Source organism: Thermaurantiacus tibetensis, from assembly GCF_015354055.1.
Classification (GTDB): Bacteria; Pseudomonadota; Alphaproteobacteria; order Sphingomonadales; family Sphingomonadaceae; genus Thermaurantiacus; species Thermaurantiacus tibetensis.
In genome coordinates this window covers 271103-297958 of record NZ_JACHTM010000004.1, presented here as the reverse complement: position 1 = coordinate 297958, position 26856 = coordinate 271103, and the positions used below count along the sequence as shown (strand labels likewise).

General features: G+C 75.1%; 25 protein-coding genes and 1 tRNA gene. 18 read left to right on the top strand and 8 right to left on the bottom strand.

Annotation, left to right across the window (positions count from 1 at the left end):
* The first annotated feature begins 81 nt into the window (after positions 1–81).
* Genes H3H34_RS11930 through H3H34_RS11905 form a run of 6 tightly spaced genes read left to right on the top strand, consistent with a single transcriptional unit; the run spans position 82 to position 5921 of the window.
* Positions 82–1950, top strand: a complete 1869-nt coding sequence (locus H3H34_RS11930) for a TonB-dependent receptor plug domain-containing protein (RefSeq protein ID WP_194751920.1) — start codon at positions 82–84, stop codon at positions 1948–1950.
* Positions 1937–2716, top strand: coding sequence for an ABC transporter substrate-binding protein (locus tag H3H34_RS11925; protein ID WP_328832001.1), 780 nt, complete (start codon positions 1937–1939; stop codon positions 2714–2716). The genes H3H34_RS11930 and H3H34_RS11925 overlap by 14 nt, the downstream gene beginning before the upstream one ends.
* Positions 2713–3663, top strand: a complete 951-nt coding sequence (locus tag H3H34_RS11920; protein ID WP_194745496.1) for a FecCD family ABC transporter permease — start codon at positions 2713–2715, stop codon at positions 3661–3663. Before H3H34_RS11925 ends, H3H34_RS11920 begins: the two co-directional genes overlap by 4 nt.
* Positions 3660–4439 (top strand): ABC transporter ATP-binding protein, encoded by a 780-nt coding sequence (locus tag H3H34_RS11915; RefSeq protein WP_328831998.1) that lies wholly within the window; start codon positions 3660–3662, stop codon positions 4437–4439. Before H3H34_RS11920 ends, H3H34_RS11915 begins: the two co-directional genes overlap by 4 nt.
* On the top strand, positions 4436–4987 hold the full coding sequence (locus tag H3H34_RS11910) for a dihydrofolate reductase (RefSeq protein WP_328831996.1): 552 nt from the start codon (positions 4436–4438) through the stop codon (positions 4985–4987). Before H3H34_RS11915 ends, H3H34_RS11910 begins: the two co-directional genes overlap by 4 nt.
* Positions 4988–4997: 10 nt before the next feature.
* Positions 4998–5921 (top strand): bifunctional riboflavin kinase/FAD synthetase, encoded by a 924-nt coding sequence (locus H3H34_RS11905; RefSeq protein WP_194745495.1) that lies wholly within the window; start codon positions 4998–5000, stop codon positions 5919–5921.
* A 10-nt stretch (positions 5922–5931) separates the two neighbouring features.
* Here the strand turns inward: H3H34_RS11905 and H3H34_RS11900 are convergent, their stop codons facing one another.
* From H3H34_RS11900 to aroA, 3 genes are all read right to left on the bottom strand, one after another.
* Complete coding sequence (locus H3H34_RS11900; RefSeq protein WP_194745494.1) at positions 5932–7176, bottom strand: cytochrome P450; 1245 nt, start codon at positions 7174–7176, stop codon at positions 5932–5934.
* Between the two features lie 252 nt (positions 7177–7428).
* The gene (locus tag H3H34_RS11895) at positions 7429–7662 is read right to left on the bottom strand and encodes a (2Fe-2S)-binding protein (protein WP_235945786.1); all 234 of its coding nucleotides are present in this window, start codon (positions 7660–7662) and stop codon (positions 7429–7431) included.
* Positions 7663–7746: 84 nt separating this feature from the next.
* Positions 7747–9099 carry a 3-phosphoshikimate 1-carboxyvinyltransferase gene (aroA, locus tag H3H34_RS11890; protein WP_194745493.1) on the bottom strand — a complete coding sequence of 451 codons (1353 nt, stop codon included), beginning with the start codon at positions 9097–9099 and terminating at the stop codon, positions 7747–7749.
* Between the two features lie 97 nt (positions 9100–9196).
* On the opposite strand from aroA, the gene H3H34_RS11885 reads away from it, so the two are divergent.
* Together H3H34_RS11885 and H3H34_RS11880 are read left to right on the top strand one after the other, a co-directional pair.
* Positions 9197–9523, top strand: coding sequence for a TIGR02300 family protein (locus H3H34_RS11885; RefSeq protein WP_194745492.1), 327 nt, complete (start codon positions 9197–9199; stop codon positions 9521–9523).
* 226 nt (positions 9524–9749) lie between these two features.
* Positions 9750–9825: transfer RNA gene (locus H3H34_RS11880), tRNA-Ala, on the top strand.
* A 36-nt stretch (positions 9826–9861) separates the two neighbouring features.
* Here H3H34_RS11880 and H3H34_RS11875 read toward each other — a convergent pair.
* From H3H34_RS11875 to H3H34_RS11855, 5 genes are all read right to left on the bottom strand, one after another.
* The gene (locus H3H34_RS11875; protein WP_194745491.1) at positions 9862–12222 is read right to left on the bottom strand and encodes a TonB-dependent receptor; all 2361 of its coding nucleotides are present in this window, start codon (positions 12220–12222) and stop codon (positions 9862–9864) included.
* A gap of 137 nt (positions 12223–12359) precedes the next feature.
* Entirely contained in the window at positions 12360–13409 is a 1050-nt protein-coding gene (locus tag H3H34_RS11870) for a dihydrodipicolinate reductase (RefSeq protein WP_194745490.1), read from the bottom strand.
* Between the two features lie 4 nt (positions 13410–13413).
* On the bottom strand, positions 13414–14685 hold the full coding sequence (locus H3H34_RS14045) for a cytochrome P450 (RefSeq protein ID WP_194745489.1): 1272 nt from the start codon (positions 14683–14685) through the stop codon (positions 13414–13416).
* Between the two features lie 7 nt (positions 14686–14692).
* Positions 14693–15487: an SDR family NAD(P)-dependent oxidoreductase gene (locus H3H34_RS11860; protein ID WP_194745488.1), complete on the bottom strand. Its 795-nt coding sequence runs from the start codon at positions 15485–15487 to the stop codon at positions 14693–14695.
* 75 nt (positions 15488–15562) lie between these two features.
* Positions 15563–16969, bottom strand: a complete 1407-nt coding sequence (locus H3H34_RS11855) for a sodium-dependent transporter (protein WP_194745487.1) — start codon at positions 16967–16969, stop codon at positions 15563–15565.
* Between the two features lie 158 nt (positions 16970–17127).
* On the opposite strand from H3H34_RS11855, the gene H3H34_RS11850 reads away from it, so the two are divergent.
* From H3H34_RS11850 to H3H34_RS11805, 10 genes are all read left to right on the top strand, one after another.
* The gene (locus tag H3H34_RS11850; RefSeq protein WP_194745486.1) at positions 17128–18144 is read left to right on the top strand and encodes an NAD-dependent epimerase/dehydratase family protein; all 1017 of its coding nucleotides are present in this window, start codon (positions 17128–17130) and stop codon (positions 18142–18144) included.
* A gap of 46 nt (positions 18145–18190) precedes the next feature.
* Entirely contained in the window at positions 18191–19690 is a 1500-nt protein-coding gene (locus H3H34_RS11845) for a CoA-acylating methylmalonate-semialdehyde dehydrogenase (RefSeq protein ID WP_194745485.1), read from the top strand.
* Between the two features lie 11 nt (positions 19691–19701).
* Positions 19702–20475 (top strand): enoyl-CoA hydratase-related protein, encoded by a 774-nt coding sequence (locus H3H34_RS11840; RefSeq protein WP_194745484.1) that lies wholly within the window; start codon positions 19702–19704, stop codon positions 20473–20475.
* The gene (gene mmsB / locus H3H34_RS11835) at positions 20472–21374 is read left to right on the top strand and encodes a 3-hydroxyisobutyrate dehydrogenase (RefSeq protein ID WP_328831987.1); all 903 of its coding nucleotides are present in this window, start codon (positions 20472–20474) and stop codon (positions 21372–21374) included. Before H3H34_RS11840 ends, mmsB begins: the two co-directional genes overlap by 4 nt.
* A gap of 77 nt (positions 21375–21451) precedes the next feature.
* Positions 21452–21634, top strand: a complete 183-nt coding sequence (locus H3H34_RS11830) for a Flp family type IVb pilin (RefSeq protein WP_194745483.1) — start codon at positions 21452–21454, stop codon at positions 21632–21634.
* Between the two features lie 390 nt (positions 21635–22024).
* On the top strand, positions 22025–22549 hold the full coding sequence (locus H3H34_RS11825; protein WP_194745482.1) for a prepilin peptidase: 525 nt from the start codon (positions 22025–22027) through the stop codon (positions 22547–22549).
* 3 nt (positions 22550–22552) lie between these two features.
* Entirely contained in the window at positions 22553–23704 is a 1152-nt protein-coding gene (gene cpaB, locus H3H34_RS11820; protein WP_194745481.1) for a Flp pilus assembly protein CpaB, read from the top strand.
* Positions 23701–24960: a type II and III secretion system protein family protein gene (locus H3H34_RS11815; protein ID WP_194751919.1), complete on the top strand. Its 1260-nt coding sequence runs from the start codon at positions 23701–23703 to the stop codon at positions 24958–24960. The genes cpaB and H3H34_RS11815 overlap by 4 nt, the downstream gene beginning before the upstream one ends.
* Positions 24957–25355, top strand: a complete 399-nt coding sequence (locus tag H3H34_RS11810; protein WP_194745479.1) for a hypothetical protein — start codon at positions 24957–24959, stop codon at positions 25353–25355. The genes H3H34_RS11815 and H3H34_RS11810 overlap by 4 nt, the downstream gene beginning before the upstream one ends.
* Positions 25352–26653, top strand: coding sequence for an AAA family ATPase (locus H3H34_RS11805; RefSeq protein ID WP_194745478.1), 1302 nt, complete (start codon positions 25352–25354; stop codon positions 26651–26653). Before H3H34_RS11810 ends, H3H34_RS11805 begins: the two co-directional genes overlap by 4 nt.
* Positions 26654–26856 lie beyond the last annotated feature (203 nt).

Here is a 26856-nt window from a genome sequence, read left to right as displayed (position 1 = left end):
GCCGTGGCGGCGCCCCGTGGGCGCCGGCGCGGACCCGAGCCTTCGCGCGGACGACAGGATCGTTCGTCGTGGAGGTAAGACATGCCCGTTCCCGTTGCTGCAGATGCTCCCATCATCGTGACTGCCGCGCGCGCGCCCGTGGAGGCGGGCGAGCTCGGCGCCTCGCTCTCGGTGCTGCTGCGCGCCGACCTCGACCGGCTGCAGACACCCGCCGTCACCGACCTGCACCGGCTCCTGCCGGGCGTCACCGTGTCGGCGAACGGCGGGCGCGGCGCCTTTGCCGCCGTCAGGATCCGCGGGGCCGAGGGCGACCAGACGCTCGTCGTCATCGACGGCGTGCGGGTGAACGACCCGGCAGCACCTGGCGCAGGCTACGACTTCGGCGGCCTGCTCGCCGGCGGCGTCGAGCGGATCGAGCTCCTGCGCGGGCCGCAGTCGCTTGCCTGGGGGAGCCAGGCGATCGGCGGGGTCGTGGCCATCACCACCCGCGCGCCGGGTGCGCCCGAGCTCAACGCCCGCATCGAGGGCGGCAGCCGCGCGAGTGTCTACGCAACCGCCGACGGCAGCGCCAAGGCCGGGCGGCTCGGGCTCGGCGCCTCGGTCACCTACGGCCGCACCGACGGCATCTCGGCCGCCGCCGAGGCGCGCGGGGCGACCGAGCGCGACGACTGGACCGGCTGGGGCGGGACGCTCCGGGCCACGCTTGACCTCACGCCGGCGCTTGCGCTCGACGCGCGCGGGCGGTTCCAGGCGAGCCGCTTCGGGATCGACGGTTTCCCGCCGCCGCGCTTCCAGCTTGCCGACACGCCCGAGCGCAGCCGCCAAGACGAGGCGAGCGGCTTCCTCGGCCTTGCCTTCGCGCCGCAAGGCGGGCCGAGCCGCCACCTGCTTGGCGCCGAGCTGACCGAGGTGGACCGGCGCACCACCGACCCGCGCCGCACGCCCTCTGCCACCTTTCTTGCGACCGGCCGCAACCTCAGGCTGCGCTACACCGGCGAGTGGCGGCTGGCCCCGTGGCTCGAGGCGAGCTTCGGCGCCGAGCGCGAGCGCAGCCGCCTGGCGACGGCCTCGCCGTCCGCCTTCGACCCCGACCCGGAGCGGTTCCGCGCCGAGGCGACGCTGACCGGCGGCTTCGTCCAGGCGGTGGTTCGACCGCTGCCCGGCCTGACCGCGGTGGCCGGCGTGCGCCACGACGCCCACAGCGACTTCGGCGGCGCCACCACGCCGGGCGTCTCGCTCTCCTTCGCGCCGGGCGACGGCCTGTGGCGGCTCAAGGCGAGCTGGGGCGAGGGCTTCAAGGCCCCTACCCTCTTCCAGCTCTTCTCGGACTTCGGCAACCCCGGCCTCAGGCCCGAGCGCGCCGAGGGCTGGGACGCCGGCTTCGAGGCGGGCCTTGCCGAGGGGCAGCTGCGGCTTGCCGCCACCGCCTTCGGCCGGACCACGCGCGACCAGATCGACTTCGTCTCCTGCTTTGCGAACCCGCTTCCGGCCTGCGCCGGGCGGCCGTTCGGCACCTACGACAACGTGGCGCGCACCCGTGCCCGCGGAGTCGAAGCGGAAGTGGGCCTGGCGCCGGCGGAGGGGCTTGCCGTCTCGTTCGCCTACACCTTCCTCGACGCGCGCAACCGGGCCCGCGGCACGGCCAACTTCGACCGGCTGCTGCCGCGCCGGCCGCGCCACACGGCCGCGCTGGTGGCCGACTGGACCGCGCCTGCCGGCTGGAGCCTCGGCATGACGCTCTCCCACGCCTCGGAGAGCTTCGACAACGCGAGCAACAGCCGGCGCATCCCCGACCGGGTGCTCCTCGACCTGCGCGGGGCGGTGCCGCTCGGCGACCGCCTCGAGCTCTACGGCCGCGTGACCAACGTGACCGACACGGTCTGGGAGACGGCGAGTTTCTACGGCCAGCCGGGCCGGGAGTTCGCCGGCGGGGTGCGTGCGCGCTTCTAGCCTGCTCGTCGCCCTCGTGGGGGCGAGCGCTGCGGCCGCCGCGCCGCAGCGCGTCGTCTCGATGAACCCGTGCGCCGATGCCATCCTCGCCGAAGTGGCCGCACCGGGGCAGATCGCGGCGGTCTCGCACTGGTCGCACGACCCGCGCGGCACCTCCATGGACCTTGCGCGGGCGCGGCGCTTCCCCCGCCACTTCGGCACCGCCGAGGAAGTGCTGCGCCTCGCGCCCGACCTCGTCGTCGCCGGCGCCCACACGCCGGCGGCGACGCGCGCCGCCTTCGCCCGCCTCGGCGTGCCGGTGGTGACGGTGGGGGTGCCGGCGAGCGTCGCCGACTCGCTTGCCGAGGTGCGGGCGCTCGCGCGGGCCGTGGGCCGGCCGGCGGCGGGCGAGGCGCTGGTGGGGCGCATCGAACGCGCGCTTGCCGCCGCGCGCCACCAGGGCCCGCCCGTGCCAGCGGTGCTGCGCACGCCCGCGGGCGTGGTGCCGGGGGACGGCACGCTGATGGCCGACCTCATGGCGACGACCGGCTTCGTCAACGCGGCGGCCACGATGGGACTCGCCCGGTGGGACGTGCTTCCCGTCGAGCGGCTGCTGCTCGCCCCGCCCGTTCTCCTGCTCGCCGACCCCGGCGCCGCGCTCCACCCGGCGCTCGCGCGCGCCAGGGTGCGCGTCGCCCCCTTCGACATGCGGCTCCTCAACTGCGGCGGCCCTTCCATCATCCGCGCCGCGGCGGCGCTTGCCGCCATCCGCCGGGGCCTGCCGTGATCCGCGCCGGGCTTTCCGCCCTCGTCGCGGCGGCGTTCCTGCTCTCGCTTTCGGCGGGGAAGGCCTGGATCGCCCCCTGGGCCTTTGCCGACGGCACGCGCGAGGGGCTGGTGCTCCTCGAGCTCCGGCTGCCCCGCGCCCTCCTCGGGCTTCTGGTCGGCGCGCTCTTGGGCGCCGGCGGCGCGGTGCTCCAGGGCTATCTCCGGAACCCGCTCGCCGAGCCGGGCGTGCTCGGAGTCTCGGCGACCGCAGCGCTGGGCGCGGTCCTCGCCATCTTCCTCGGCGCGGGCGGCCAGCCGCTGGTCGTGGCGGCGAGCGCCATGGCGTTCGGCGCCGGGGCGGTCGCCCTTCTCGCCCTCGTCGGCGGGGCGAGCGGGCTCCAGCTGCTGCTCGCCGGCGTGGTGCTCGCAAGCCTCGCGGCGGCGCTCACCTCGCTCCTCGTGAGCCTGGCCCCCACCCCCTTCGCGCTCGGCGAGATCGTGACCTGGCTCATGGGCGCGCTCACCGACCGGACCTTCCTCGACGTGCGGCTGCTCCTCGGGCCGGCGCTCGTCTCCTTCGTGCTGATGGCGGCGGCCGCGCGCGCGCTTGACGCGCTCTCGCTCGGCGAGCCGGTGGCCGCCTCGCTCGGCGTGGATCTCGCGCGCACGCGGCTCCTCGTCATCGCCGGCGTGGGCCTCGGCGTGGGCGCAAGCGTGGCGGTCACCGGCGTCATCTCGTTCGTGGGGCTCGTGGTGCCGCACCTGCTGCGGCCGCTTGTGGGGCCGGAGCCGTCGCGGCTCCTCCTTCCCTCGGCGCTGGGCGGCGCGGCCCTCGTGCTTCTCGCCGACAGCCTCGTGCGGCTCGTGCCGGGTGCGGCCGAGCTCAAGCTCGGCATCGCCATGGCGCTCCTCGGCGCGCCCTTCTTCCTGTGGCTCCTGTGGCGGACGCGGACGGAGCTCGCGTGACGGCGCCGGTGCTGGCAGCCGAGGGCCTGAGGGTGGAGCGGGCGGGCTTCGCGCTGGGGCCGCTCGCGCTTGCGCTGGTGCCGGGCCGGGTGCTTGCCATCCTGGGGCCGAACGGGGCCGGGAAGTCCACCCTGCTGATGGCGCTGGCCGGTCTCGTGCCGGCAGCGGGGGGCGCGGTGCTGCTCGACGGCCGGCGGCTCGCCGCCCTGCCGCCGAAGATGCGGGCGCGGGCGGTCGGCTACCTGCCGCAGGGCGGGGACGTGCACTGGAACCTCTCGGCGCGCGCGCTCGTCATGCTGGGGCGCACGCCCCACCGGCCGCCGGTGGGCCCGCCGGGGCCAGCCGACGTGGCGGCGGTCGATGCGGCGCTCGCCGCCACCGATGCGCTCCACCTCGCCGGCCGGCCGGTCCGCGCGCTCTCGGGCGGCGAGCGGGCGCGCGTGCTGCTTGCCCGCGTGCTCGCCGGGGCGCCGCGCGTGCTACTGGCCGACGAGCCGCTGCAGAACCTCGACCCGGCGCACCAGCTGGCCACCGTTGCGCTGCTGAGGGACGCGGCGGCGCGGGGCGCGGCCGTGGCGGCGGTGGTGCACGACCTGCCGCTCGCGCGGCGGCTGGCCGATGACGCGCTTCTCCTCGTCGGGGGGCGGGTGCTGGCGGCCGGCCCGGCGGCCGAGGTGCTGGCGCCCGGGCCGCTGGCCCGGGCCTTCGGCATCCGCGTCTCGGCCGAGCTGGTGCCGGTTGCGGCCGCTGGCGAAGCGGCTAGGGCGGACGGGTGAGCGAGGCGGAAAGCAGCGCGTCCACGGGCGGGCGGGAGGTGGTGCGGCCCGAGGTGGTGCTGGTGGTGGCGGCAGCCGAGAACGGCGTCATCGGCCGGGCCGGGCGGCTGCCCTGGCACCTGCCCGAGGACCTCCGGCGCTTCCGGCGGATGACGGTGGGGCACCCCGTCATCATGGGGCGCAGGACCTTCGAAGCGATCGGCCGGCCCCTTCCCGGCCGCCACAACATCGTGCTGACCCGCGACCCGGCGTGGCGGGCGGAAGGGGTGACGGCGGCCTCCTCGCTTGCCGAGGCGGTGGCGGCGGCCGGGCTCGACCCGCGCACGCGCGCGCCGCGCCTGTTCGTGATCGGCGGCGCGGAAGTCTATGCGCTGGCGCTGCCGGTGGCGACCGCGATCGAGCTCACCCGGGTGCATGCGAGGCCGGAGGGGGACGCCCTCTTCCCGGGGCCCGACCCGGCCACGTGGCAGCGGGTCTCGGCCGAGCCGGGCGATGGCGTCACCTACGAGCGCTGGGAGCGGCTTTCCCCGGCGGGGCCGCTCGGCTAACGCGCCGCCGATGGAGGTGATGCGCGACGGAGCGGGGGCGCCGCCGGCGCTGCGGGGGGGTGCGGTTGCGATCGGCAACTTCGACGGCGTGCACCTCGGCCACCAGGCGGTGATCGGGGCGGCGGTGCGCTGGGCCCGCGCGCGCGGCGCACCCGCGATCGTCGCCACCTTCGAGCCGCACCCGTCGCGCCACTTCCGGCCCGAGGCCCCGCCGTTCCAGCTGACGAGCCTTGCCCAGAAGCTGCGCCACTTCGCCGGGCTCGGGGTGGACGGGGCCATGGTGATCCCGTTCGATGCGGCGCTCGCGGGCCTGTCCGCCGAGGCGTTCGTCGACCGCTGGCTCGTCGGGCGGCTGGCGCCCCGCCACCTCGTGACCGGCGCCGACTTCGGCTTCGGCCACCGCCGCTCGGGCAACGCGGCAACGCTCGCCGCGCTGGGCGCATCCCGCGGCTTCTCGACCGAGGCGCTCGCCCCCGTCGAGGCGGAAGGGGCGCCGGTCTCCTCGACCCGCGTGCGCGAGGCGCTGGCGCGGGGCGACGCGGGGCTTGCCACCCGGCTCCTCACCCGGCCGTTCGCGATCGAGGGGCCGGTCATCCACGGCGACAAGCGGGGCCGGACGATCGGGGTGCCGACCGCCAACATGGAGGCCGGCGCCTATGCCCGGCCGCGCTACGGGGTCTATGCCGTGCGGGTCAGGCTGCCGGCGGGCGAGAGCCGGCCGGGGGTGGCGAACTTCGGCATCCGGCCGATGTTCGAGCCTCCGCGCGAGCTGCTCGAGACATGGATCCTCGACTGGGAGGGCGACCTCTACGGACAAAGCCTCGAGGTGGGGCTTGTCGCCTTCCTGCGCGAGGAGCGGCGGCTCGACGGGCTCGAGGCGCTGAAGCGGCAGATCCTGGCCGACGCGGAGGCGGCGCGGGCAGCGCTCGGCTGAGGCGGGGCGCTCAGGCCCCGGTGGCGACCGGCAGGCGGGCGAGGCCGCGGAAGCCGGGGAGGCTGCGCCAGGCGGGGGCCTCGCCGGCGAGGCGCAGGCCGGGGAAGGCCGCGAACAGGCGCTGGAAGGCGACCCGCGCCTCGAGCCGGGCGAGCGCGGCACCGATGCAGCTGTGGGCGCCGCCGCCGAAGGCGAGGTGGGGAGCCGCGCCCCCCGCCTGCCGGCCGAGGTCGAACCGGTCGGGCTCCGCGAAGACCTCCGGGTCGCGGTTGGCGGCGCGCAGCAGGGCGAAGACCGGGGTGCCGGCCGGGACCGGCACGCCGGCGATCTCCATGTCCGACGGGGCGATGCGGGGGGTGACGTCGACCGGGCCCTCGAGCCGCAGCGTCTCCTCGACGGCGGCGGCGGCAAGCGACGGATCGGCCCGCAGGCGAGCGAGCGCCTCGGGGTTCAGGAGGAGGAGGCGCACGCCCGAGGCGATGAGGTCGGTCGTGGTCAGGTTGCCGCCGACGAGGAGGGCGGTGAGGTTGAGGAGGATCTCGCGGTCGGAGAGGGGGGCGCCGGCGGCCTGGGCCTGGACGAGGTCGGTGACGAGGTCGTCAGCGGGCACTTTGCGCCGGGCGGCCATGAGCTCGGCGAAGTGGGCGTGGAGCGCGTCGGTCGCGGCGATCGCCGCGGCGTCTTCTTCGGGCGTGCGCAGCGGGTTGAGGGTGAGGATGATGGCTTCCGACCAGCGGCGGAACTCCTCGCGGCGCTCGGGCGCGACGCCGAGGATGCGGGCGATGGCGTGGATGGGCACCGGCTCGGCGAAGGCGGCGACGAGGTCGAAGGCGGGCGCGCCGGCGAGGCCTTCGAGCACGTCGGCCACCACTTCCTCGACGAGCGGGCGGGCGCGGAAGACGCGGGCGTGGAAGGCCTGCTGGAGGGGGGTGCGGATCCGCAGATGGTCCGGCTGGTCGAGCATGAGGATGCTGGTGCGCTCGCCCGGCGGCACCGCCGGGTCCACCGGGCGGAGCGCGGTGAAGCGGTGGAAGAGCGTGTCGGGCCGGGCCCGCGACGGGTGGCGCCAGAGCGCCGGGTCGGCGAGCAGGCGGCGGGCGTCGGCGTGGCGGGCGAGGAGGACGTGGCCGGTCAGGGGGTCGGCGTGGACCGGGCAGCGGCGGCGCAGGGGGGCGAGCCGGGCCTCGGGGCAGGCGCTGTAGGCGGGGTCGGCCGCGGTCAGCTCGACGAAGCCGGGCAGGGCATCTTCCGTCATGGCGGTGGACCATAGCGGGCCAGCCCTCGCCTGTCGCGCGCGCTCGGCCGGGCGGAGGGGATGGCCTTGGAACGCGCCGCCGCCCTCGCGGCCGCTGCGGTTCCTTTTCCCCGCTGCGGTTCCTTCTCCCCGCTGCCGTTCCTCCTCCCCCCGGTCCGACCGGGCGCTGGAGTGGGGCCGGCCCCCCGCGTGGCGCCCGGCGGTCTCCGCTGTCCCTCCTGCCCCGGCCCCGGCCCCGGCCGCGCCGGCGGATCAGGCGGGCTGGGGCGCGGCCTCGCGGATGAGGGCGCGGGCGACGGGGAGGCAGGTGCCGCACTGCGGGCGGCAGCCGAGACGGCGGTAGATCTGCTTCTCGCAGCGCAGGCCCTCGCGCACGAGCGCCTCGATCTGGCTCTGGCGCAGGGCGTTGCAGATGCAGACGTACATCGGCGACTCGGGCTTGCGTGCGGTTGCGACGCCTTTGCAGCAGCCGGCGTGTTTCTGCAAGTGATTTTCATTGCCCCTGCCCCGCTCGCGCGCCCGGGCCCGCTCGCCCCCCGGCCTCGCCCCGGCCCCCCGGTGCCCGCCCGCTCAGGCCGCGGCGGGCCGCACCACCTCGGCGCCGAGCGCTTCCATGAGCGGCAGGAAGCCGGGAAAGCTCGTCGCGATCGGCCGCGAATCGGCCACCTCGAGCGGCGCCCGGCAGGCCAGCGAGAGAACGGCAAAGCTCATGGCGATGCGGTGATCGAGCCTGGGGTCGATCCGCGCGCCGCCGGGAAGGGGCTCGCCGCCGGTCCCCTCGATCACGAGGCCGTCGGCGCGCTCCTCCACCCGGGCGCCGGCGGCGCGCAGGCCTTCGGCCATCACCGCGAGCCGGTCGCTTTCCTTGACCCGGAGCTCCTCGAGGCCGCGGAGCTCGCTCCGCCCTTCGGCCAGCGCGCAGGCGACGAAGAGGATGGGGAACTCGTCGATCATGGCAGGGGCGAGCGCAGGGGGCACGTCGGTTGCCCGGAGCGGACCGGCCTCGACGACGAGGTCCGCGACCGGCTCGCCGCCCACCTCGCGCGGCGCGGAGCGGGCGAGGCGCGCCCCCATGGCCTCGAGCACGCGGAAGAGGCCGTCGCGGGTGGGGTTGACCCCGACTCCGCGGATGGTGACGCGGCTTCCGGGCACGAGAAGGGCCGCGACCAGCGGGAAGGCGGCCGAGGACGGGTCGCCTGGGACGCGCAGGGCCTGGGGGCGAAGCTCGGCCGGGCCGTCGACGGTGATCGCCCGGCCGCCGTCGGGCAGCGGCTCGGCCGTGATGCGGGCGCCGAAGGCCGCGAGCATGCGCTCGCCGTGGTCGCGCGTGGGGACCGGCTCGAGGACGCTGGTGGTGCCGCAGGCGTTGAGGCCGGCAAGCAGGATGGCGGTCTTGACCTGCGCGGAGGGGACGGGGAGCTGCCAGGTGAGGGGCAGCGCGGGGGCGAGGCCGCGCACCGTGAGCGGCAGCCGGCCGCCGGGGGCCATGCGGATCTCCGCGCCCATGCGCTCGAGCGGCTCGGCCACCCGGCCCATCGGCCGGCGCGAGAGCGAGGCATCGCCGACGAAGGTGGCAAGCAGGTCGTGGGAGGCGGCGAGGCCCATGAGGAGGCGGGTGGAGGTGCCGCTGTTGCCCATGTCGAGCGCGGTCTCGGGCTGGAGGAGCCCGCCGACGCCGACGCCCTCCACCTCCCAGGTGCCCGGGCCTCGGCGCGCCACGGTGGCGCCCATGGCGCGGAGCGCCGCGGCGGTGGCGAGCACGTCCTCGCCTTCGAGGAGCCCGTCGATGGCCGTCCTGCCGACCGCGAGTGCGCCCAGCATGAGCGCGCGGTGGGAGATGGACTTGTCGCCCGGCACCTCGACGCTGCCTGCGAGCGGGCCCCGGGCGACGAGGGCGAAGGGGGCGGGCGCGTCAGGGGCCATGGCGCGGCGGCCCTTGCACCGCCCCCCCCGCTGTGGCAAGGCGCTGTCGTCGCGCGCCGGCCGGGGACGAGGCCCGGGCGCTTGCCAGGAGTTCCGCGTGATCAAGCCCGAGTGGGGCACCAAGCGCACCTGCCCCAAGTGCAGCACCCGCTTCTACGACCTTGGCCGCAGCGACCCGGTGGTGTGCGTCGAGTGCGGCTACCAGTGGGTGCCCGAGCCGATCCTGAAGTCGAAGCAGGCGCTGCCCTTCGAGGTGGCCAAGACCGACGCCGAGGCCCAGCCTGGCGAGGCGGCGGCCGCCGAGGAGCTCGATCTCGAGACGGTGGCGGAGGAGGGCGAGGCCTCGGCCGACGACGAGATCGACATCGGCGACGACGACGGCCTCGGCGACGTGACGGTCGAGGACCAGGACGAGGAGCGCTGAGCCTCCGGAGGGCCGAAGGGCGTGGACGCGCCCGCGCCGGTGCGGCGAGACCGGCCCGACGCGGGGGCGGTGCGCGGGCGGCGGGGGGGGGGCTGAAGTCCCCGGCCCGCGAGGCGCTGCAAGCCTTGCGTGGAGGCGAGGGCGCACGGCGGCAGGAGGCCCTTGCGGCGGCGCTGGCTTTGGACTAGGCGAGCGCGCTCCCGCACCCCCAGGGCGGGACCGGGATGGGGCCGTAGCTCAGCTGGGAGAGCGCTACAATGGCATTGTAGAGGTCAGGGGTTCGATCCCCCTCGGCTCCACCATCCCCTTCCCGCGTCCATGTTCCCGCGCCGCCCCGGTCAGAAGCCGAGCTGCGCCTCGAGCCCCCAGATCCGCGACGGCACCGTCACCCCGAAGAAGAAGATGCCGGCGTTGATCGTGGTGTTGAGCCGCGCGTTGGCGTTGTGGGCGATGTCCTTGCCGAAGGCGGAGACGCGCAGGCGCCGGAACGGCCCCACGTCTTCCTGCTGGTAGGCGAGGTTGAGCTCGAGCCGGGTCTGGGCATCGACGATCTCGCGCCCGAACGGGTCCTTGACCGGCGCGGTCGCGAGCTCGTCGATGTAGCTCAGGTTGCCGCCGAGGATGAGCTCGCCGCGGCCGGCCGGAATGGTCCAGTCGCCGCCGATCGAGACGGTGACGTCGGGCGCGCGGCGCCACTGCCGCTGGTCCTTCACGTCGATGAAGCTGCCGGGGTTGGCGGGGTCCTCGATCAGGAACTTCGTGTATTTGGCGTTGAGGAGGCCGAGCGCGGCGTAGAGGTTGAGGCGCGGGGTGGGTCGGGCGTTGGCCTCGAGCTCGAACCCGTAGATGCGCGCGCCCGCCGCGTTCTCGACGAAGGTGTTGGTGCCCTGGCCGCCGGGGGCGGCGACGATGATGTCCTGCTGGACGTTGCGGTAGCTCGTGTAGAAGCCGGTGGGGTTCACCCGCAGCCGGTCGTCGAGGAAGGACATGCGGAACCCCGCCTCGACGCTGTCCACCGTCTCGGGGTCGTAGGCGCGCTCGGCGGCCACCTGCGAGGCCGCCCGGCCGTTGAAGCCGCCGGCGCGGAAGCCGCGCGACCAGCCGGCATAGCCCATGATGTCGGGGGTGAGCTTCACGTCGACGATGAAGCGGCCGGTGGGCTTGCCCCAGCTTTCCGAGCGGCGGACGGCGAAGGCCGTCGGAGTGACCGAGACGATCTCGAAATCCTTCTCCTCGTAGGAGTAGCGGAAGCCGCCGGTGAGCCGGACCCGCTCGGTCACCGACCAGATGGCCTCGCCGAAGATGGCGTAGGCGTTGAGCGTCTGGCCGGCGGTGAAGGACTGGATGGGGTTGCCGAGCAGGAAGGCCTGGGCGCGGACTCCGTTGAAGGTTGCGGGCACCAGCGTGTAGTCGGTGTGGAGGTAGTAGAGGCCTGCGACCATGTCGATGCGGTCAGTCAGGTCGAAATTGAAGTTGAGCTCCTGGCTGAGCTGCATGTAGTCGGTATCGCGCGCCGCCAAGAACAGGGGCGCGTTGACCACGGGTATGGGGGGCGCACCGGTGTTTTCCTCGATGAGGAGCTCGTTGGACTTTCTGTAACCGGTGATGGACTTGACGCTGATCTTGCCGATCTGCCCGTTGATGTTGCTGGTGACGGCGAAGAGGTCCATGAAGTTCTTGAACGGGATGGGGCTGAAGGTGATGCCGAAGCCCGCCTCGCGCGCCGGGATGAGCGAAGCGGTGTCGCACGCGGCGTCCGAGGCGAACTGGGTGAGGACGGCGTCGCAGAGCGTGCCGCCCGAGCCGAGCGCCACCCCGAACCAGACGCTGGGGGGGAAGGTCCTGCGGATCTGCTCCCGCCGCGCCTCGCTCAGGTTGGGCTTGGTCATGTTGAGCGGGCTCTGGAACTGGCTCCGGTCGCGCATCGCCTCGATGGTGACGAAACCGCTCCAGTCGCCGCCGGGATCGACGAGGAGCGTGCCGCCGCCCATGAGGAAGTCGATGCCGTCCTCGCGCTGGTTGCGCGTGACGTTGAAGGTGTGGGCCTTGCCGCTGCGGTAGTTGAGGAAGCCCTTGAAGGCGAAGAGGTCGGCGAAGCGGCCGGTGTTGACGATGAGTGCGCCCTCGACGTTGTCGTAGCGGCGCACGCGGAGCAGCGCATCGACCCGCGCGTCGTCGGTGGGCAGCGTGCGGCGGATGTTGATGGCGCCGCCGATGGTGTTGCGCCCCTGGAGCGTGCCCTGCGGCCCGCGCAGGATCTCGACGCTCTGGATGTCGAACATCTCGACGGCGGCCCCCGCGTTCGAGCCGAGGAACACGCCGTCGATCGAGACGCCGATCGCGTTCTCGAAGGTCTTCTCGAGATCGGAGAAGCTGACCCCGCGAATCGAGCTTGCCAGCGTGTTGCCGGAGAACTGGACGTCGGAGAACTGGACGTTGGGGGTGAAGCGCTGGAGCTCGGTCACGTTCTCGATGACCGTCTGCTCGAGGCGGGCCTGGCTGAAGGCGGTGATGGCGAGCGGCGTGTCCTGGAGGCGCTCGGTCCGCAAGCGGCCGGTGACGATGATGTCTTCAACGCCGGCGGCCGGGCCTGCATCCGCCGTCTGCGCAGCGGCAGGCGCAAGGCCTGAGGCCCAGGCACCTGCGGCTGCGAAAAGAATCGCGAAGGGCCGGCCACGCCGGCGCACGCTCGTGCCCATTTCCGTCTCCCCGTGCCTCCGCCGGCGCGCGTCCCTCGCGCTCCTGCCGGCTTCCCTCAGCCTTCATGCTCCCCCGGAACGGCCCGCCGGGTCCACCCCCGAGATTTCCTAGCTGCAAGGCGCGACGGGTGCGCACCTCACCCGGCGGCGCGGGGGGCGAGCGCAAGCGGCAGGTCGAGCGCCGTCAGGATTCCGGGCCGGCCGGCCGCGACGTGGGGCAGGGCGTTGACGGCATGGGCGGCGGTGGCCGCGAGGCCGTCGCCCGACCAGCCGGGGGCGAGCGGCAGGCGGATGGCGGGCGTGCCCGCGATCTCGACGGCGTTCCCGCCTTCCCCCCAGTGGGGCGCGACCGCGGGGTGGGCGCGCCAGAGCGTCTCGTGGACGAGGGCGACGGGGCCGGCCGCGGCCGTCCAGCGCCAGCGCTGGGCGGCGACCGTGCCGGCGGCGACCGTGCCCGCGGCGATCGCGAGCGGCGCCTCGGCGAGCGCGGTTTCGACCGAATCGGTCACCGGGCCGACGGCATGGCCGAGGCCGGCGCCGAGCAGCATGAGGCTTTCGGTGAAGAGGCTGGTGAGCCAGGCGCGGTAGCGGGCGGTGCGCGCGGCGAAGGCGTCGGGGGCAAGCCCCATGCCCATGAGGCCGAGGACGACCTCGGCGCTCGGGTAGCGGTCGAAGACGGTGGCCTCGCGGACGGTGACGGCGGTGACGCCGCTCGAGAGGCGTGCGAGCGCGAGCGCCAGCACGTCGCCCTGGAAGCCGGGGTTGAGGCCGGTGCCGTGGAGCGCGGCGCCGCCCGCCTCGCCGGCGGCCTGGAGCCGGGCGGCCACCTCGGCGCCGTAGGCGGCCGGCCAGACGTAGCCCACCGTCGTCACCACGCTGACGCCCGAGGCGAGGAGCCAGGCGAGCGCCGCGTCGTCGGCCGCGCGGCTGCCGCCGGTCATCTGGGCGGGGAGCGGCGCGTGGAGCAGCACCTCTGGCCGGGCGGCGAGCAGCGCCTCGCGGTCGCTGGTGGCGGCGACGCCAAGGGGGCCGATGCCGGCGAGCGTGCCGGCGTCGGCGCCGGTCTTGGGGCCCGGCCGCACGTGGAGGGCAACCAGCGTCATGTCGGGGCGCGCGGCGATCATGCGGATGGCGCGCGTGCCGACGTTGCCGGCACCCCAGACGGCGACGCGCAAGGGAGATGCCATGCCGTCAGGCCGTGCCGGCGAGGCGGAAGCGGACCGGCAGCCGCTCGAGCCCGCGCAGGAAGAAGCTCGGCCGGTAGCGCGGCACGAAGTCCGGCTCGGCGAGTTCGAAGCCGGCGAAGCGGTCGAGGAGGGTGCGGAAGGCCGTCGCCATCTCGGCGCGGGCGAGCATGGCGCCCGGGCAGAAGTGAACCCCGGCGCCGAAGGCGAGCTGGGCGCCGGCATTGGCCCGGCAGACGTCGAAGCGGTCCGGCTCTTCGAACTTCTCCGGGTCGCGGTTGACGGCGCCGTGGCGGAGCATGACGACCGCGCCCTTGGGGATGGTGACGCCGCCGAGCGTGACGTCGCGGCGGGCCTCGCGGAACAGGCCCTGGACGGGCGTTTCCATGCGCAGCGCCTCTTCCACGAAGTTGGCCACGAGCGAGGGGTCGGCGCGGAGCTTCGCTTCCTCCTCGGGGTGGCGGAGGAGGAGGAGAAGGGCCGAGCCGAGCGCGTTGGTGGTGGTCTCGTTGCCGCCCGTCAGCAGCTGCTCGAGGAGGTTCAGCACTTCCTCGGTGGAGAGCGGCTCCTCGCCCTCCATCTCGGCGACGAGGGCGGAGAGCATGTCGTCCCTGGGGTGCGCCCGCCGCTCGGCGATGCGGGCGGCGAAGTAGCGCTGGAACTCGACCGTCTCGCGCGCGCATTCCACCTCGCGCTCGGGCGAGATCATGAGGCCGACCGGGTCGAGAAGCGCGTCGGTCCAGCGCCTGACGCTGGCGACGTCGGCGCGGGGCACCCCGATCTGGTCGGCGATCACGATCGAGGGGAGCGGGATCGCGAAGGCGGACATGAACTCGACCGGCTCGCCGCGTGCCGCGGCCGCGGCGATGGGCGCAACCAGCTCGTCGACGATGCCGGCGATGTAGGGCTGCATCGCCCGGACCCGGCTTGCGGTGAAGGCGCGGTCGACGAGGCGGCGGTAGCGGGCGTGGCGCGGCGGGTCGTTCCGCTGGAGCACCTGCGGGCGGGCATAGCCTTCCTCGCGGAGGATCCGCTCGGCCTCGGCCGGGGCGGTGCGCGGCCGGCGCTCGAGGAAGAGGAGGTCGTTCGAGAAGCTCTCGGTGTCGCGGATCACCGCCTGCATGTCGGCATAGCGGGTGATGACGAAGAAGCCGGTGGCCGGGTCCTGCCAGACCGGGGCCTCGGCGTGGAGGCGGGCGTAGAGCGGGTAGGGGCAGGCGATGACCTCCGGGTCGACGAGGCCGCCCGGGGGCAGGCCCTGCGGCGCGGCGCCTGCCACCTCGCCCTCAGCCGGCCTTGGCCATGGCGGCAGCGACGGCCGCGCCGATCTCGGCCTGGGTGGGGTTGCGGCGCAGGGTGAGCCCGCCGTTCACCTGCAGGTTCTGCCCGGTCATGAAGCAGTCGTCGCGGGCGAGGAAGGCGATGGCGGCGGCGACGTCCTCGCTGGTGCCCACCCTGCCGAGCGGATATTCCTTGACGAAGGCGTCGATGAGGCCGGGGGTGGCGGCGGCCGCGGCGGTCATGGGCGTGAGGGTGAAGCCGGGCGAGACCGAGTTGATGCGGATGCCGCGGTGGCCGAACTCGTTGGCGGCACAGCGGGCGACATGGTCGGCGCCGGCCTTGGTGCCCATGTAGGCGGCGTAGTTCTCGAGCATGATGGTGGCGGTGGCGGAGGAGACGAGGATGATCGCGCCGCCGTCGTTCATGCGCTTCAGCACTTCCTGGAGGAAGAGGAAGGCCCCCTTGAACTGGAGGGCGCACATGGAGTCGATCTCCTCCTCGGTGGTCTCGAGGAAGGGCTTCATGACGCCGGCGCCGGCGGCGTTGACGGCGATGTCGAGCCGGCCGAAGCGGGCGATCGCGGTCTCGACCATGGCGGCCAGGTCAGCCCGGCGGGTCACGTCGGCGACGGCGTGGGCGCCGCCGATCTCGGCGGCAAGCGCCGCGAGCGGCGCCTCGTGGCGGCCGGCGACCACGACCTTCGCGCCGTCGGCGGCGAGCCGGCGGGCGATGACCTGCCCCATGTTGCCGGCGCCCGCTGCCCCCATGACGATGGCGACCTTGCCGTCGAGCGCGCCCATGCCCGTCTCCTCCCGTTCCCCGCTTCCAGGATAGCGGCGGGGCGCCCTTCGCGGCACCCGCCGAAATGGCCGGGTTCAGCCGGCCGGGCGGAACAGGCCGAGGATCGAGGCGCCGATGAGGTAGAGGATGACGAGCGGCACGGGCACGCGCACGAGGAAGCGCCAGAGCCGGTAGCCGGGGTGGGACGGCGGGGTCTGCAGCTCGTCGGCCGTGCTCTCGGGGCGCATCACCCAGCCGGCGAAGAGCGCGCTCGAAAGGGCCGCAACCGTGAGCAGCAGGTTCGAGCTCACCCAGTCGAGCACGTCGAAGAAGGTTGCCTTCGCAAGGCCGGGCACAAAGCCGAGCGGGTGGACGGCGGCGAGGCGGTTGAAGCTGAGGACCGTGAGCATGGCGGCTGCGGCGGTGAGGAGGCCGGTGAGCCAGACGGTGCGGCGGCGCGGCCAGCCCTTCTCCTCGCCGAGTGCGGCGACCACCTCGAAGAGCGCCATCATGGAGGTGAGGGCGGCAATGGCGAGGAGGGCGAAGAAGACGAAGGCGACGAGCGAGGTGGAGAAGACGCCCTGGAGCGCCAGCGGCACGGTGACGAAGGTGAGGCCCGGCCCGGCCGTGGGCTCGAGGCCGTTGGCGAAGACGAAGGGGAAGATGGCGATGCCGGCGAGGATGGCGACGGCGGTGTCGGCGAAGGCGATGACGGCGGCGGTCTCGGGAATGCGGACGCTCCGCGGCAGGTAGGCGCCGTAGAGGATCATGGCCGCCATGCCGACCGAGACGGAGAAGAAGGCCTGGCCGAGTGCTGCCGCGAAGGTGGCTGCCGTCACCTTCGACCAGTCGGGCCGGAACAGGAAGGCAAGCCCCGCCTCGGCGTCGCCGGCGACGAGGCCGTAGACGCAGAGGCCCGCCACCATGAGGAAGAGCAGCGGCATGAGGACCGAGGCGGCGCGCTCCACCCCCTTCTGGACGCCGCGCACCACGATGAGGACGTTGGCGAGAAGGAAGAGCGCCATCCAGGCGGAGAGCTTGGCCGGCGAGGCAAGAAGCCCCTCGAACAGGCGGCTGGCTGCCGCAGGCGTCAGGCCCTCGAGCGCGCCGGTGGCGGCGTGGGTGGCGTAGGCAAGCGTCCAGCCGCCGATGACGCAGTAGAAGCTGGAGATGACGAACACGGCCGCGAGCGCGACATGGCCGCCGAAGGCCCAGGCCGGGCTCCGGCCCTCGCGCCGGGCAAGGAGGGCGAAGCCCGCCGCGGGCGTCAGGCCGCCGCGGCGGCCGATGAGGAGCTCGGCCATCACGATGGGAAGGGCGATGAAGGCGACGCAGCCGAGGTAGATGAGGACGAAGGCGCCGCCGCCGTTGGCCCCGGCGAGGTAGGGGAAGCGCCAGATGTTGCCGAGCCCGACCGAAAGGCCGATCGTCGCCATGAGGAAGGCAAGGCGCGACGACCAGTGGCCGTGGGCGATGGGGGAAGCGCCAGCCCCGGCGCTCACGCCTGCCCCCGGGCGCGGGAAGGTCCGCCTTGCATGACGGGCCCTTTCGACGGGGCGCGCCGGCCGGTCAAGCGGGGGTGCGCCTTGCCTTTGCCCTCGCGCGCCCGCAGGGGCCGGGGGCAGTGCGGACACCGGCGAGGACCGGAGGGGGAGCGGCGATGGCGGTTCTGGTGACGGGTGCGGCGGGCTTCATCGGCTTCCACGTGGCCGCCGCGCTCCTTGCCCGGGGCGAGACGGTGGTCGGCCTCGACTGCTTCACGCCCTACTATGACGTGCGGCTGAAGCGGGCGCGCGCCGCCGCGCTCGCCGGCCGCCCGGGCTTCCGCATGGTGGAGGCGGACTTCGCAGGCCCGGGGGCGCTCGCGCCGCTCGCGGGGCTCGGGATCGAGCGGATCGTCCACCTCGGCGCCCAGCCGGGCGTGCGCTACAGCCTCGAGAACCCGGAAGCCTATGCCCATGCCAACCTTGCCGGGCATCTCGCGCTGCTCGAGTTCGCCCGCCGCGCGCCGGCCCTCTCCCACATGGTCTATGCCTCCTCCTCCTCGGTCTACGGTGCCAACCAGCGACTTCCCTTCGCGGTCGAGGACCGCGTGGACCACCCCGTCTCGCTCTATGCCGCGACCAAGCGGGCCGACGAGCTGATGAGCGAGGCCTACGCCCACCTTTTCCGCATCCCGCTGACGGGCTTGCGCTTCTTCACCGTCTACGGGCCCTGGGGGCGGCCGGACATGGCGGTCTGGAGCTTCACCGAGGCGCTCTACGAGGGCCGGCCCATCCGCCTCTTTGCCGGCGGCCGGCTCCGGCGCGACTTCACCTATGTCGACGACATCGTGGCGGGCGTGCTCGCGATCCTCGACCGCCCGCCCGCCGACGACGGCGCCGAGAAGCCGGGCGGCTCGCTGGCGCCGCATGCGCTCTACAACATCGGCAACAGCCGGCCTGAGCGGGTGACGGACCTTCTCGCCCTGCTCGAGGCCGAGACGGGGCGGCGCGCGATCGTCGAGGAGGCGCCGATGCAGCCGGGGGACGTGGAGGCGACCTATGCCGACGTCGGCCCGCTCGAACGCGACGCCGGTTTCCGCCCGGCCACCCCGCTTGCCGACGGGATTGCCCGCTGGGTGGCCTGGTACCGCGACGTCTGGCGGCCGCGGGTCTCCGGCAAAGGGACAGGTTGAAGCCGCGCGCGGGCGGCGGCTAGGGCCGCCGCGCAAGGAGAGGACGATGCGGCTGATCCCACATGTGCTGGCGCTGGGCGCCGATGGCCTGCCCGAGGCGCGGATGGGCGACGTGTTCGACCCCAATACGGGCGAGGTGCAGGCGCAGGTGCCGCTCGCCGGGGCGGAGGTGCTCGAGCGGGCGGTGGAAGCAGCGCTTGCCGCCCAGCCCGGCTGGGCCGCCACCAACCCGCAGCGGCGCGCGCGCGTGCTGTTCGCCTTCAAGGCCCTGGTCGAGCGGGAGATGGAGCCGCTCGCCCGCCTCCTCTCGTCCGAGCATGGCAAGACGCTTGCCGATGCGCGGGGCGACATCCAGCGGGGGCTCGAGGTGGTGGAGTTCGCCTGCGGGATCCCGCATCTCCAGAAGGGCGAGTACACGCCGGGCGCGGGGCCGGGCATCGACGTCTATTCCATGCGCGTGCCGGTGGGCATCGGCGCCGGCATTACGCCGTTCAACTTCCCCGCCATGATCCCGATGTGGATGTTCGCCGTTGCCCTTGCCTGCGGCAACGCCTTCATCCTGAAGCCCTCCGAGCGCGACCCCTCGGTGCCCGTCAGGCTGGCCGAGCTGATGCTGGAGGCGGGCGCGCCGCCCGGCATCCTCCAGGTCGTCCACGGCGGGCCGGAGATGGTGAACGCCATCCTCGACCACCCGGCCATTGCGGCCGTGAGCTTCGTCGGCTCGTCCGACATCGCCCAGCACGTCTATGCCCGCGGCACCGCGGCGGGCAAGCGCGTGCAGGCGATGGGGGGCGCCAAGAACCACGGCATCGTGCTCCCCGATGCCGACATGGACCAGGTGGTGAACGACCTCGTGGGCGCCGCCTTCGGCTCGGCGGGCGAGCGCTGCATGGCGCTTCCCGTGGTGGTGCCGGTGGGCGAGGCGACGGCAGAGGAGCTGCGCCGCCGCCTCGTGCCGCGGATCGAGGCGCTGAAGGTGGGCCGTTCCGACGACCCGTCGGCCGACTACGGCCCGGTGGTCACCGCCGCGCACCGCGAGCGGATCATGGGCTGGATCGCGAAGGGCGTGGAGGAAGGGGCCGAGCTCGTCGTCGACGGGCGCGGGCTCGTGCTCCAGGGGCACGAGAAGGGCTTCTTCATCGGCCCCTCGCTCTTCGACCATGTGACGCCCGACATGGCGAGCTACCGCGAGGAGATCTTCGGCCCCGTGCTCCAGATGGTCCGCGCGCGCGACTTCGAGGAAGCGCTCGCGCTTCCCAGCCGCCACCAGTATGGCAACGGCGTTGCCCTCTACACGCGCAACGGCCATGCCGCGCGCGAATTCGCCCAGCGGGTGAACGTGGGCATGGTGGGAATCAACGTCCCCATCCCCGTGCCGGTTGCCTACCACACGTTCGGCGGGTGGAAGCGCTCGGCCTTCGGCGACCACAACCAGCACGGGCCGGAAGGCGTGCGCTTCTGGACGAGGGTGAAGACGGTGACGCAGCGCTGGCCGGACGGCGCGGCCGACGGCCACAACGCCTTCGTTATCCCGACCATGGCCTGAGGGGACTGCCCATGAGCTACGAGACCATCCTCGTCGACTGCGAGGGGCCGATCCAGATCATCACGCTCAACCGGCCGAAGGCCCTGAACGCGCTCAACAGCCAGGTGCTCGCCGAGCTCATCCGCGCGTTCGAGCGGTTCGATGCCGATCCGGAACGCCGCTGCGCCATCATCACCGGCAACGAGAAGGCCTTTGCCGCCGGCGCCGACATCAAGGAGATGGCTCCGCAGACGGTGGGGGACATGTTCGGCGCCAACTATTTCGCCGGCTACGACCGGGTGACGGCCACCCGCAAGCCGTGGATTGCCGCGGTTGCCGGCTATGCGCTGGGCGGCGGCTGCGAGCTGGCCATGATGGCCGACATCATCCTCGCGGCCGACACCGCGAAGTTCGGCCAGCCCGAGATCAAGCTCGGCGTCACCCCGGGCATGGGCGGCTCGCAGCGCATGGCGCGCGCCATCGGCAAGGCCAAGACCATGGAGATGTGCCTCACGGGGCGGATGATGTCGGCCGAGGAGGCGGAGCGGGCGGGGCTCGTCGCCCGGGTGGTGCCGGCCGCCGAGCTCATGGCCGAGGCGCGCAAGCTCGCGCTCGAGATCGCCGGGATGCCGCCGCTTGCCGCGCTTGCGGTGAAGGAGCAGGTGAACGCGGCCTTCGAGACGACGCTTCAGCAGGGGATCCTCTTCGAGCGGCGGCTGTTCCACGCCATGTTCGGCACCGCCGACCAGACCGAGGGGATGGCAGCCTTCATCGAGAAGCGCCCGGGCCGGTGGAGCGGCCGGTGACCGGCGGCGCGGGGGCCGCTTCGGCGCGGCGGGTCGGCTTCGTCGGCCTCGGCAACATGGGCGGCGGCATGGCCGCCAACCTTGCCGCCAGGGGCTTCAAGGTTGCCGCCTTCGACCTCTCGGCCGAGGCGCTCGCGCGCGCCGAGGCCGCGGGCTGCGTTCCTGCCGCCTCGGCGGCAGCGGCGGCCGAGGGGGCCGAGGCGGTCATCACCATGCTGCCGGCGGGTGCCCATGTCGCGGCCGTCTGGCGCGAGGCCCTGTTCCCGAACGCAGCACCCGGCACGCTCCTTGCCGACTGCTCGACGATCGACGTGGCGACCGCGCGGGCGCTCCACGCGGAGGCCGTTGCGCGCGGGTTCGTCGCGGTCGACGCGCCGGTCTCGGGCGGGATCGCCGCTGCTGCTGCCGGCACGCTCACCTTCATGGTGGGGGGAAGCGAGGCGGCCTTCGCCCGCGCGAAGCCGCTTCTCGCGGCCATGGGCAAGGCCGTGATCCACGCCGGCGGGCCTGGCGCCGGCCAGGCGGCCAAGCTTGCCAACAACATGCTGCTCGCCGCCTCGATGGTGGCCACCTGCGAGGCCTTCGCGCTCGCCGAGCGCCTGGGGCTCGACCCGCAGCGCTTCTACGACATCGCCTCGGTCTCCTCTGGCCAGTGCTGGGCGATGACGAGCTACTGCCCGGTGCCGGGGGTGGGCCCGGCAAGCCCGGCCGACCGGGGCTATCAGGGCGGCTTTGCGACCGCGCTGATGCTGAAGGACCTTCGGCTGGCGCTGGAGGCCGCCGCCGCCACCGGAGCCGAGACGCCGATGGCCGCACGCGCGGCTGAGCTCTACGAGTCCTTCGCTTCGGAGGGGAACGCCGGCCTCGACTTCTCCGGCATCATGCGGCGATTCCGGTAAACCATTTCGCGCCGGCGCCGTTCCTTCGGCACGGCCGGGGCCACCGTCCGCTCCGGCGTGCCCGAGAGGAGCCGACCATGAAGACCCTCCTGACCCGCCTCGTCGCCGACCGGCAGGGCGCGACCGCGATCGAGTATGGCCTGATTGCCGCGTTCGTGGCGCTCGCGATCGTCGCCACGCTGCCGTCGATCCGCAACAACCTCAACAGCGTGTTCGGCAAGGTGAACACCGAGCTGGCGAAGGGGGCGTCGGGAAAGTAGCCGGGGGGAGCGGCTCGGCAGCTCCCGGGCCCCTCCCGGTGCCCGCGCCCGAGCCGGCCGTGCCGCCCCCGCCCCCCGCCGCTGCCCCGCCGCCCGGGCCCCTGGCACCGCCCTTCGCGGCTGCGCCGCTCCCGGCGCCTGCGCCTGCGCCTGCGGCAAGTCCGCCCGCCGGGCCGCCGGGCCTTTCCGGCACCACGCCGGCTGCGGGCGCGCCGCCGCCCGGCCTCTCGGGCTCTGCGCCGGGCCTCTCGGGTGCCGTGCCCGGCAAGGGGAAGGGCTGAGGCGCGAGACGCGGGAGGGTGGCCCAGGGGCGGCGCACGCGGGGACACGCGGGGAGAGACCGCGCGGGAAGACCAGCCGGGGAGACAGGGCGTTCGCGGGAGAGCCGAAGTGCCGGATCTGGCCACGTTCAGCGCCACGCTCGGGACCGCGCCGCCGGCCGCGGCCTTCGCCGCGGCAGCGGGGGGAGCTGCGGCGGCGGCGGCGCTCATGACGGTTGCCGCCACCGATCTTGGCGAGCGGCGGATCGGCAACGGCGGGGTGCTGGCAGTGGCGCTCGCGGCGCTGCCCTTCCTCGCGCTGGCCGGGCCTTCCGCGGCGTTCGCCCATGTGGCCGTTGCGCTGCTGCTGTTCGCGGCCGGGGCGCTCGCGTTTCGCGCGGGCCTCGTCGGCGGCGGCGACGTGAAGCTGCTTGCGGCTGCGGCGCTCTGGGCGGGGCCAGAGGGCCTTGCCCTCCTGTTCCTCGTGCAGGCGCTGGCCACCTTCCTCCTGGTGCCGCTCGTCCTCCTCGGCACGCGCTGGCTTGCGGGCGGGCCGCAGGCGGGCGCGGCGCGGCCCACCCTGCCGCTCGGCGTGGCGATCGCTGCCGGAGGTCTCGCCGTGATCCTTGGCCGGCTCGGCTATCTCGGGGGCTGAGCGATGGAGCTTCCCCGCCGCATCGAGGCCGAGCCGGGCGTGCTGCCGCGTCGCCCGCGCCCGGCGCCGCGGCCCGCGCGCCGCGCCGTCCTGCCGCTGCCGGCGGCACGGCTCGGCCGGTCGCGCCAGGTGCGCGGGCTCCTGCTCATGGCGGCGGCGCTCGGGCTTGGCGCCTTGGCGACGGTCGCGGCGGGCGCCTGGCTCGAGGCGCGGGTGGCGGGCGCGCGGGCCGCGGCGCCGCGCCTTGCGCCGCTGCTGGTGGCCGCGCGCGACCTGCCGGCGGGCACGCGCCTCTCCGCGTCGCTCCTGGCGCCCGCTCGCTGGCCGGTCGAGGCGCTTCCCGCGGGCCACTTCGCGCCCGGGGACGCGCGCCTCGCCGCACTCGAGGGGCGGCCGCTCCGCGCGCCGGTCCCGGCCGGCCTGCCGCTCGTCGAGGGCCATGTGACTGGCCCGGGGGCGGCCGGCGGCCCGCTTGCCGCGCTGCTGGCGCCCGGCATGCGCGCCATCGCCATTCCGGTCTCGGCGGCGAGCGCGGTGGCCGGCCTCATCGCCCCCGGGGACCGGGTGGACCTGCTCCTCACCCGCACGCTCCCCAACGGCCGGACGGTGACGGCGACGGTGGCGACGGGCGTGAAGGTGCTGGGGCTCGACCAGCGGCTCGATCCCGCGGTCGGGCCGGCCGGGGCCACGGGGCAGGGGGACGCGGGCGCTGCGGTGCCGGCCACCGTCACCCTCGAGGCGACTCCGCGCCAGGCCGAGGCGATCGCGCTTCTCGAGACGCTCGGGCGGGTGACGCTCGCGCTGCGCCGGCCGGACGAGGCGGCACCGGGGGGGGCGGCCGCGCCGCGCGCGCCGGCGTGGGACACAGACGCGCTCGGCCTTCCCGCCGCGGCGCTCGCACCCGCGGCCGCGGCGGCCGGCGCGGGCGCCATGGCAGCAGCGCTGCCGCCGGCCGCGCCCCTCCCCATGCCCGCGGCCGGGGCGGTGGCCGGAGGGCCGGAGGCTGCAGCCGGTCCGGGCGGTTCCGGCGGGCGCGGCCAGGGGCGCGGAGGCCCGGCCGTGACGGTCGTGCGAGGGGTGGAGGTGGTGCGCGGCGGCTCCCACCGGGGCGAGGCGCCGCCCCCGCCCGCATCCGCAGCGGAGGCCGCGCCATGACGCTCGCCCGGCGCCTTGCCCTCCTTCTTCTCCTTGTCGCGCCGCGGCTCGAGGCGGCAACCAGCGAGGACGTGACAGGCCGCATCGCCGTCGAGGTCGGCAAGGGCCGGCTTGTCCGGCTCGACCGGCCGGCCGCCAGCGTCTTCGTGGCCGACCCCGCGGTCGCCGATGTCGAGGTGCGCTCGCCCACCCTCCTCTACCTCTTCGGCCGGGGCCCGGGCGAGACCAGCCTCTTCGCGGTGGACCGGGCCGAGCGGCCGGTCGCGGCGCTGGCCGTCGAGGTTCGCTTCGACGAGGGGCTGCTGAAGGCCGCGCTTGCCCGCGCCATCCCCGGCGGGCGGTTCGAGATCGCGACCGCCAACGACGCGCTGGTGCTGGCGGGCGAAGTGGCGACGGCGGCCGAAGCCGCCGACGCCGCGCGGATTGCCGCGCGCTTCGTGCCCGGAGGGGACCGGGGGCGCATCATCAACAAGCTCGCGGTTGCCACGCCGACCCAGGTGAACCTCCGCGTGCGCGTCATCGAGGTCTCGCGCGAGGTGACCCGCGCGCTTGGCTTCAACTGGGAGGCCGCCGGAACGGCGGGCGACGTGACCTTCGGCATCGCGACCGGCAACCCGGTGCGCGGGGCCGCCGGGCTCCTCACCCGCAACGGCGGCGCCGACAGCATCTTCGGCGCCTTCGCCGGCCGCAGCGTCGACGTGACCGGCGTGGTCGATGCGCTCGAGAAGGAGGGGCTGGTGACGGTGCTTGCCGAGCCGAACCTGACCGCGCTCTCGGGCGTGCCTGCCTCGTTCCTCGCCGGCGGCGAATACCCCATCCCGGTGCCGCAGGAAGGCAACGTGACCACGATCGAGTACCGGCGCTTCGGGGTGAGCCTGGGGTTCGTTGCCACCATCACCGACGGCGGGCGGATCCACCTGCAGGTGCAGCCCGAGGTGAGCCAGCTCTCCGATGCCGGGGCGCTTGCCTTCAACGGCGCGCGCATCCCCTCGCTCACCGTGCGCCGCGTCGAGACGGCGGTCGACCTCGCCTCGGGCCAGAGCTTCGCGATTGCCGGGCTCATCCAGCGGGCGGATGCCTTCGAGCTCCGGAAGTTCCCCGGGCTGGCCAGCATTCCGGTCATCGGCCAGCTGCTCCGCTCGCGCCGGTTCGAGCGCGACGAGACCGAGCTTGTCGTGATCGTGACCCCCTATCTCGTCCGCCCGACGGCGCCCGCGGAGCTTGCCGGGCCGGCCGCCCCGACGAGGCTCCAGTGACGGGCCCGCGCTCCGCCCGCCTCGCCCTGCTCGCCCCCGTCGCGGCGCTGGCCGCCGGCCTCGCCCTGGGCCCCGCCGCCGGAGCGCGGCCGCCGGGCGTCGCCCCCGTCGGGCCCGCGCCGGGCAACCCGGTCTCCCACGGGCCTGCGGCCATTCCCGGCTGCTCGGCCGCGGCGGCGGCGGCCGGCAGGCCGCTTCCCTTCGGCTGCGCCAATGCCCTCAACCTCGAGGCCATGCTGGCCCGGCCGGAAGAGCTTGCCCGGCCCGCCGACCTGCCGCCACCCGTGGGCGAGCACGCGATCCGCGCAACCGAGCGGCTGCGCCGCGGCGAGACACCGCTCCCGCCCGCCACGGCGACGGGGCCGGCGGCAGCGCCGGGCGGAGGCCCGCCATGACCGCGACCGCCGCACCGGTGGCGCAGGCGACGGGGCCGGTGGCGCAGGCGAGCGGGGCTGCGCCTGGCCCCGGCGGGGGGCAGCGCCGGCCGTTCCTCGGCTTTGCCACCGATCCCGACAGCCGCCGGGCGATCGCCATGGCGGCTGCCGCCCGCGGCTGGGACGCGCCCGAGGTGGTGGACGGCGGCCTCGATGCCGCGCACGCGCGGCTCGCTGCCGGCGCCGCGCCCGGCTTCCTCGTCATCGACCTTTCGGCCTCGCGCGCGCCGCTGCCTGAGGTGGACGCGCTCGCCGAGCTCTGCGACGCCGAGACCCGGGTGATCGCCATCGGCACGCGCAACGACGTGGCGCTCTACCGGGGCCTGCGGGCGCTTGGCGTCTCCGACTATCTCCTGAAGCCGGTGACCGACCAGCAGCTCGCCCAGGCGATCGACGCTGCGCTCGAGACGCTGGACCAGCCGCCGCCGGCCGCCGGGGCACCGCAGCGGCAAGCGCAGGTGGTGGCGCTCGTCGGCACCCGCGGCGGGGCGGGCACCTCGGCGCTCGCTGCCGCGCTCGCCGCGCAGTTCGCACGCGACGGGCGGCGCACCGTGCTCCTCGACCTCGACTTCCAGGGCGGAAGCCTCGCCCTCGATCTCGACCTCGAGCCCGCGCCCGGGGTGGTCCAGCTGCTCCAGACGCCCGACCGGCTCGACCCGCTGGTGGTGGCGCAGGCCATGCGGCCGCATGCGGCCGGCTTCCGCCTGCTCGCCGCCGACGCGCCGATCGAGGCGGCGCTCGCGATCGAGCCCGATGCAGTGCTGGCGCTCGTGACCGCCGCGGGCGCGGAGGCGGACGTGGTCGTCGCCGACCTGCCCCGCTGGCTCGACCGGGCACGCCGCGCGGTGCTGCGCACCGCCGACCACCTCGCCCTCGTGACTCCGCTGACGCTTCCCGGCCTGCGCGACGCCCGGCGGATGGTGGCGCTGGCAACCGGCCTCAGGGCCGGGCAGCGGCCGCTCGTCGTCGCCAACCGGGTGGGGGCGAGCGCGGCCGAGCTCGACCCGGGCGAGTTCGCCGCCTGCCTCGGCGGCCCGCTCGACCTCCGGCTGCCGGAGGTGCCGGCCGCGGCCCGGGCAGCGGCGGAGGGGGCCACCACGCTCCTCGACGCGGCGCCGCCGGCCCTTGCCCGGCCGCTCGCCGAGCTGGCCGGGCGGCTCGCGCCGGAAGCCGTGGAGGGGGCTGGGGGCAGCGCGGCGCACCGCGGGGGCGGGCTCGTCGGGCTGGTGGGGCGCCTTGCAGGCCGCGGGCGCCGGTGACGGCGGCCGGGGTGCCGGCGGCGCGGGTGCGGGCGGCGCGGGTGCGGGCGGCGCGGGTGCGGGCGGCGCGGGTGCGGGCGGCGCGGGTGCGGGCGGCGCGGGTGCGGGCGGCGCGGGTGCGGGCGGCGCGGGCGAGGGGGGAGAGGTGGGCAGGAGGCGCGACAGGGGAGAGGTGGGCAGGAGGCGCGACGGGTGACGGGGAA